This is a genomic window from Ilumatobacter sp. (genome assembly GCF_049588435.1).
Classification (GTDB): Bacteria; Actinomycetota; Acidimicrobiia; order Acidimicrobiales; family Ilumatobacteraceae; genus Ilumatobacter_A.
Genome location: NZ_JBAVYV010000092.1, coordinates 1 through 7,202 on the forward strand (window position 1 = coordinate 1; position 7,202 = coordinate 7,202).

The following is a 7,202-nucleotide window of genomic DNA, read 5'->3' on the forward strand; positions in this document are numbered from 1 at the left end:
GGCGACGACGTGACGCCGACGTGCGACCACCGCTCCGACGAGAACGACCGCGATGACTGCCGAGGCGAGCAGCCACGGTGATGTGCCCCCAACGGTGCCGCTCCCGTCGGCAGTGTCGGTCGGGGTGGGATTCGCAGCGGACGCCGCGCGGGCCGGAGCGACCGTCGCCGGTTCCGCAACGGGAGCATCGTCGCCGGTGACCGCCTCGCTGTCCTCGTACACGCCGAGTGCCCGGGCGGTCGACATGTCGACGGCTCCCGTCACCTGGAGCCCGCCTTCGGCACGTTGGTACTCGGCGACCGCCGCCATCGTGTCGTAGCCGAACACGCCGTCAGCGCCTCCCGGAACGTCGATCCCGTCGGCGATGAGCGCTCGCTGGACGTCGGCGATCGTGTCCCCCTCGGCTCCCGGGACCAGCACGGTCCAGGGCGCGGCCGCCGGGCTGACGTTCTCCCCGGAGAGGACACGCTCGACGGTTCCTGCGATGAACGTCGTGACCGCATCGACGCCCTGCGGGGTGAGGTGGACGCCGTCCCCTTCGAACCAGGACGACGAGCCGTTCGAGTAGGCGGCCCAGTCGGCGACCTGGAGGAATCCGTCCGATGCCGCGGCGGTCTCGAAGAGTTGATCGTTGTACTCGCGGAACGTCTCGATGCTCGACTGTTCCTGCGGGTCGGAGTAGTCGACGTCGGGGCTGGAGCGCAGGCTCAGCCAGACGACGTTGTCGACGTCCTGCCGTCGTGCTTCGTCGACGACACCGTCGATCGCCTCGTCGATCGTCCAGATCGGATCGTTGTAGCCCGACATGACGACGAGTACGTCGCCGAGTTCGTGGTCGAGTGTGCGCATCGCGGTGATCACGTTCTCGGAGCGGTATCCCTCGCGACTGATGCACGACTGTTCGATCGTTCGTCGGCACGACTCTGCGTTCAACACGAAGTTGAACCGCTCGAGCGGACCGTAGTCGGCATACCAACGAACGGCGCTGAGCGTCGAGTCGCCGATGACGCTGATGTGTGGCGCATCGCCGGCATCGTCGAAGTCGACGGGTTGATCTGCGCGCGCCGTGGGTCCTCCCAGCGTCAGAGCACCGACGACGAGCATCACGCTGAGGACGGCGGTCCAGATCCGATGGGAGCACCTGGCGACGAATCGGGATCCGGCGAGCGCTGTCATGAGATCGTAACAATCTAGCGGTCTGTCGGAGGGGAGGCGAAGCGTGCCAACATCGGTCGATGCGCGCCGTCGTTCAACGAGTCTCGTCCGCCAGCGTCCGGAGCCGCCCGGACCCCGCTGCCGAGTTCGACACCGTCGGCCGGATCGGCTCGGGCATGTGTGTGCTGGTCGGGGTCACCCACACCGACACGCCGGACGAGGCGACGAAGTTGGCTGACAAGCTGTCGGGTCTGCGGATCTTCGACGATGCCGACGGGGTGATGAACCTGGGGCCGTCGGCCGTCGATGCCGAGTTCCTCGTCGTCAGTCAGTTCACGCTCTACGGCGACACGTCCCGGGGCCGACGACCGAGTTGGATCGAGGCCGCGCGTCCCGAGCATGCCGAACCGCTCGTCGAACGTGTCGTCGACGAACTTCGCGCCGGTGGGGCCACGGTCGCGACCGGTCGCTTCCGGACCGAGATGCTGGTCGATCTCGTGAACGACGGACCGGTCACGCTCGTGATCGACGTGTGAGCCACCCGAACCGTCCACCGAAGTACATCGAGACCAGCGCCGCACCGATCAGCGCGACGATGAACGGCGCATCGCCGAGCGACGTGTACCACGTGAATCCGGTGCGCATCTCGATCTCCTGGATGAGCACGCGCTGCTCGCTCTGCGCCGTGCGCTGGACGACGGTGCCGTCGGGATCGACGAACGCCGTGAAACCGGTCGGCGCGACCTGCACGACCCAGCGTCCCGACTCGATCGCGCGCAATCGGCTCGATGCCACCTGCTGGGTCTGCACGATCGTGCCCGTGTAGCTCGCTCCGTTCGTCGGGTTGATGACCGCGTTCGCGCCGAGTTCGACCCCCTCGCGGACGCGGCCACCGAAGAAGATCTCCCACGAGATGACCGTGGCGAGCTTCTCGCCGGACGGGAGCTCGAGGATCGCCGGCGTGGTGCCCGGCACCGCATCGCCGACACGATCGACTGCCGAGCTGATCCGCTCGAGGACCGAGCGGAGCGGGACGTACTCGCCGAACGGAACCCGTCGAACCTTGTCGTAGCGGCTCGTGATCTCACCGTCCGGGGTCACGACGACCTGCGCATTGGTGAATCGACGACGCCCGTCGATCACGACGTCCTCGGTGAGCCCGACCGAGATCGGGACATCGAGTCGGGCGGCCTCGTCGACGATCGACTGGGCGATGTCAGAGGACTCGAACGTCACGACATCGATCGTGTTCTCCGGCCACACCACGAGGTCGAGTTCCGGGTCGGGTTCGATGCCGGCGGTCGCTTCGAGGTGGCGCTCGGTGACGACGATCGACGGCACGTCCAACGCGGAGGTGCCCTGCTCACCGCCGCCCTGCACCGCGGCGATCGTCAACGTGTCGCCGGTCGGTCGGCCGTCGGGTGCGACGAACGAGAGGGTGATGACACCGACCACGGCCGCGCTCATCGACCAGACCAGGATCGATGTCGGCGGGCGGGACAACCGATCTCGGGACGCCCACATCACGCTCATGAGCGTGCCGAGTTGGAACACGATCCACGTCAGGAGGATGACCCCGCCGACGCCGACCACCGGTGCGAACGGGCCGCCGACCTGAGCGATCCCCATCGATGCCAGCGGGACGCCGCCGAACGGGAACGAGAATCGCAGTGCTTCGGCGAGTGTGTGCAGCGCCGGTCGACCGAGGATGCGCCACGGTCCACCCGGTGCCAACCCGGCCGCGACGGAGTGGTACCCGCCGAAGATCACTCCGGCCACGACGTAGCCGGGCCCGGTCAGCTGGATCATCCAGCCCATTCCGACGAACATCCATCCCGCACCGAACAGCCAGCCCAGCAGGAATCGTCGGCCGCGGGCCGGATCGTCGCCGAGTGCGACATCGAAGAGCACGACGCCCACGAACGCGAGCGGCCAGAATCCCCACGGCGGGAGCGCCATGGCCACCAGCACGCCCGCGCCCAGCGCCAGTGCAGCGCGCGAGACGTTCTCGCGACGTGACGGGTGCGTCGTGGGCGACGTGGGGGCAGCGGCGGTCACGGGTGATTGTTCTACCCGCGGATCGAGGGGATGCTCAGACGACGAGTTCGAGGTTCACGACGATGCGATGCGCGACGGAGCCGGGAGGGTGGCAGGCGAACAGTGTGGCCGTGGGTTCCGGCGTCGGATCGACGATCCAGAGTGCGTCCGGGTCGACGATCTGCGTGCCGGTGACCTCGTATCGAGCATCGCCCTCGAGGGTCGTGAACTCCACGATGTCGCCGGCGACGAGTTGATCGATGTGTCGGAACGGCGCGCCGTGGCTTGTGCGGTGCGCCGCGACGACGACGTTGCCGTCGTCACCGGGCATCGCTGAACCCGGCCAATGGCCGGGGCCGACATCGAGCGTCGTCAGCCGGATTCCCTCGAGCAGCGGTTCGTCGACGCCGAGCTTCGGAATCGTGATCGAACCGAGCTGGGTGAGTTCCTCGAAGCCACGGGTGTCGCCGGGAGGAGCGATCGGCCCGCTCTCCTCGGCAACCGTGGTCGTCGGTGCAACCGTCGTCGTGGTCGTCGTGGTGGCGGCCGGTCCGGTGGTGGTCGTGCTGGCCCCGGGGAGGACGACGGTCTCGGTGCTGGCGGCCGGTGTCAGCGCCGGGTCGGTCGTCGGTGGGGACGTGGTCGTGGCGTCGATCCCGCTGGTCGCCTCGTGGGTACGACCGCGGGAACCGATGACGACGGGAACCGAACCGACCGCGATGACGGTGAGTACCGCGGGCACTCCGACCGTGAGCATCGACCGGCGCGACAGCTTCGGCTCGGCGCCTCCGCGTGCGCTGTGGTCCACATCGCCCATTCGCTTCATGATGGCAGATCGGCGCCGAAAGTGGCCGCGCGATCGGCGAATGCTCGTCCGCTGCGGACACATGCCGGGATGCCGATGCCGTCGTAGCTGCTGCCCGCCACGAACAAGCCGGCCGGGAGTCGGTCGCGCATCTGCTCGACACGTCGACGATGGTGCGGACGGTACTGCGCGAACGCTCCGGGCCATCGACTGACACGGTGCTCGACCGGAGTGATGGACACGCCGATCTGGCGTCGGAGGTCGTCGAGGACGCGCGTCATGATCTCCTCGTCGTCGAGGTGCAGGACCGGGGCACCGTCGCGTCCGATGGAGACCCGCAGGATCTGGCCGCCGCCCGGTGGGGTCCAGTGGGCCCACTTCTGGCTTCCGAACGACACTGCGGTGACGTCGCGTTGCACGGGTTTGGGGACGAGGTAGCCGCTGCGCCCGAGCAGGCGGTCCGGGAACTCGGCGTCGTCGACGAGCAGCGTGACCATCACCACGTCGGCGCGGTCCTGGAGATCCGGCACCGACGCGCCGGCCGGTCCGGTGAGTCGGTCGGCCGGGAGCGCGCACACCACGGCGTCGAAGAGCTCGCCGCCGACCTCCCACCGGGTTCCCGCGGGGAGGACCTCGACGTCCGCTCCGAGCCGGAGGTGGCCCCCGGCACCGACGAACGCGTCCACCGTCGCGGTCACGAGTCGGTTCATCCCGCCCCGTGGGGCAGCGAAGATCGGTGCAGCCCCGGCAGAGGCGGTCCCGGCGTTGCGCCGCGCGACTCTTCGAGCGGCGAGGAGCAGGCTGCGTTCGTCGGTGAGCGCCGCGAGTTGAGGGATCTCGGCCAGGCTGAACCGGTCGGTGTCCGTGGCGTAGATGCTGCCGACGAGTGCGTCGACCAGGCGTTCGTGGACCTCGTTGCCGAAGCGGGCGCGGACGTATCGACCGATGTTGTCCGGTTCCGTCGTCGTCCGGGGGAGGACGGGCTCGATGGCCGCGCGGGCCTTCCCGCGCCACGACAGCAGGCCGCTGCGGGCGAGTGCCAACGGGTTCCCGGGGACGCCCAGCACCAGACCGTCCGGGATGTCGTGGAACCCGTCGTACCAGACTGCGGCGCCGACCTTCTCCGGGTGCACGAGATCGTCGCCGAGCCCCACTTCCTGAGCGAGTTCGACAGCATCGGGGACACGAGCCAGGAATGCGTCCGCACCGGCGTCGATCGACTCCACGCCGGCGAAGGGCGTGCCGTCGATCCGACCGCCGACGTGATCCGCACGTTCGAACAGCACCACGTCGTCGACGCGGTCGGCGGATGCCGTGACCAGTCGGAGGGCAGCGGATGCGCCGGTGATTCCGGCGCCGACGACGGCGATGCGATGGCTCGTCATGCGTCGTCCGTCACCGTGAGCGTGGGATGCTCCACGCCACTGCGGGGCACGACTGCAGGCGCGCTGGAGCGGCGACCCGAGTGCTCAACCGTCGACCGCATCGATCACCCGATCGGCCAGCGCGGCCATCACGTCGGCATCGTCGTTGACGCACGCGGTGCGATCGAAGAGCAGCCCGACGTCGTCGGCGCGGTGGCGGGCCTCGATGTCGAGGTCGTAGAGCACCTCGAGGTGGTCGGCCACGAATCCGCACGCGCTCACGATCACGCCGCCGACGGTCGGGTCGGCACCCAGGCTGTCGATGACGTCGAGGACGTCCGGTCCGATCCACGGTTCGGGCGTTCGCCCGGCCGATTGCCACCCGATCATCCAGTCGTCCCCTTCGGTCATCCGGAGTTCGTCGGCCACCGCTTCGGCGGTCGATCGGAGTTGGTCGGGGTACGGGTCGCCGGTATCGATGATCCGCTGTGGAAGCGAATGCGCGGTGAAGACGACGCGGACGCCGCGCTCGTCGCCGGCCTCGGCGAGGGTGCTCGTCATCGCCTCGTGCCGCGAGCGCAGGTCGTCGGTGAGGAACTCGACGAATGCCGGCTCGGTCGCCCAACTGTCGATTCCGACGAGGGGCGTCCCGAGGCCGGCCTGCTCGACCCCATCTGCGGCGCGTTGCAGGTACTGGCCGACCGAGTAGGCCGAGTAGTGCGGGGCGAGCACGAGACCGACGATCGACGCACATCCGTTGAGCGCGAGCCGCGCCGCGCCGGCTTCGACCTTCGGATCGGCGTGCTTCAGGCCGAGCTCGACCCGGAACCGGCCGGGGGAACGATCGTCGAGCGCGGTCTGGAGCGCGTCGCGCTGATCCTCGGTGAGGGCCGCGAGCGGGGAGATGCCGCCGATCGCGTCGTATCGGGCGACGAGATCCGCCAACGCTTCGGGAGTCGGCGGGCGTCCTCGTCGGATGTCGGTGTAGTACGGCTCAATCTCGTCGGGGCTGCGCGGCGTCCCGTACGCCATCAGCACCACGCCGACCCGGTCCATGTCCGTACTCATCGACCCACAGCCTCGCGGAACCGGAGACCGATCACGATCATCGAGCGTCTGTGGTGCACGAATGGACCCGATCGACGACCGCCTGGAGCACGTCGGGGTCGGAGTGCTGGTGGACGCCGTGCCCGAGGTTGAAGATGTGTCCCGGGTGGCGCGTGCCGTCGTCGGCCACGTTGTCGAGCAGCACCTGATCGGTGCCGGCGAGCGCAGCCTGCGTACCGGCGAGGACCAACGCCGGATCGAGGTTTCCCTGGACGACGAGGCCGCTGCCGAGGCGCCGACGCGCGTCGGTGATGGTGGTGCGCCAGTCGAGCCCGATGATCCGCGGTCCGATCGTCGGCATCGCGTCGTACATCGCCGACAGCAGGTGGTCGCACCCGATGCCGAAGTGGACGCACGGCGCCTCGGGATGACGGGTGCGCAGCTCGGCGAAGACCCGCAGGGAATGGGGGAGGACAAAGCGCTCGTAGTCGGCCAGGGAGAGCGAGCCGGCCCACGAATCGAACAGCTGGAACGCTCTCGCTCCGGCGCTGAGCTGGGCATCGATGAACGTGATCGCCGACGTCGCGAGACGGTCCATCACGTCGTGGAACAACGACGGGTCACCGTGCATCATCGATTTCGTGTAGCGGTAGTCCTTGCTCGGACGACCCTCGATCAGGTAGCTCCCGACCGTGAACGGCGCGCCGGCGAAGGCGAGCAGTGGCACGGACGCGGGCAGCTCCTGGGCGAGCAGGCGCACGGTGTCGACCACGTAGTCGATGTCCTCGACGTCG

General features: G+C 68.8%; 7 protein-coding genes. 1 reads left to right on the forward strand and 6 read right to left on the reverse strand.

Annotation, left to right across the window (positions count from 1 at the left end):
- A partial coding sequence (locus tag WBV89_RS03420) for a peptidoglycan-binding protein (protein ID WP_423979941.1) occupies positions 1-1,176 on the reverse strand: 1,176 nt, incomplete at its 3' end.
- 59 nt (positions 1,177-1,235) lie between these two features.
- Between WBV89_RS03420 and dtd the strand changes: the two genes are divergently transcribed.
- Complete coding sequence (gene dtd, locus WBV89_RS03425) at positions 1,236-1,691, forward strand: D-aminoacyl-tRNA deacylase (RefSeq protein ID WP_423979942.1); 456 nt, start codon at positions 1,236-1,238, stop codon at positions 1,689-1,691.
- Here dtd and lnt read toward each other — a convergent pair.
- From lnt to WBV89_RS03450, 5 genes are all read right to left on the reverse strand, one after another.
- Positions 1,669-3,213 (reverse strand): apolipoprotein N-acyltransferase, encoded by a 1,545-nt coding sequence (gene lnt, locus WBV89_RS03430; RefSeq protein WP_423979943.1) that lies wholly within the window; start codon positions 3,211-3,213, stop codon positions 1,669-1,671. The two genes, dtd and lnt, sit on opposite strands and share 23 nt — an antisense overlap.
- A gap of 34 nt (positions 3,214-3,247) precedes the next feature.
- A complete protein-coding gene (locus WBV89_RS03435; protein ID WP_423979944.1) occupies positions 3,248-4,009 on the reverse strand; it encodes a sortase in 762 nt (253 codons plus the stop codon).
- Between the two features lie 5 nt (positions 4,010-4,014).
- Entirely contained in the window at positions 4,015-5,382 is a 1,368-nt protein-coding gene (locus tag WBV89_RS03440; protein ID WP_423979945.1) for a protoporphyrinogen/coproporphyrinogen oxidase, read from the reverse strand.
- Positions 5,383-5,466: 84 nt separating this feature from the next.
- On the reverse strand, positions 5,467-6,429 hold the full coding sequence (hemH, locus tag WBV89_RS03445; RefSeq protein WP_423979946.1) for a ferrochelatase: 963 nt from the start codon (positions 6,427-6,429) through the stop codon (positions 5,467-5,469).
- 37 nt (positions 6,430-6,466) lie between these two features.
- Positions 6,467-7,202 (reverse strand): uroporphyrinogen decarboxylase family protein (locus WBV89_RS03450; protein ID WP_423979947.1); only part of this gene is annotated, 736 nt, incomplete at its 5' end.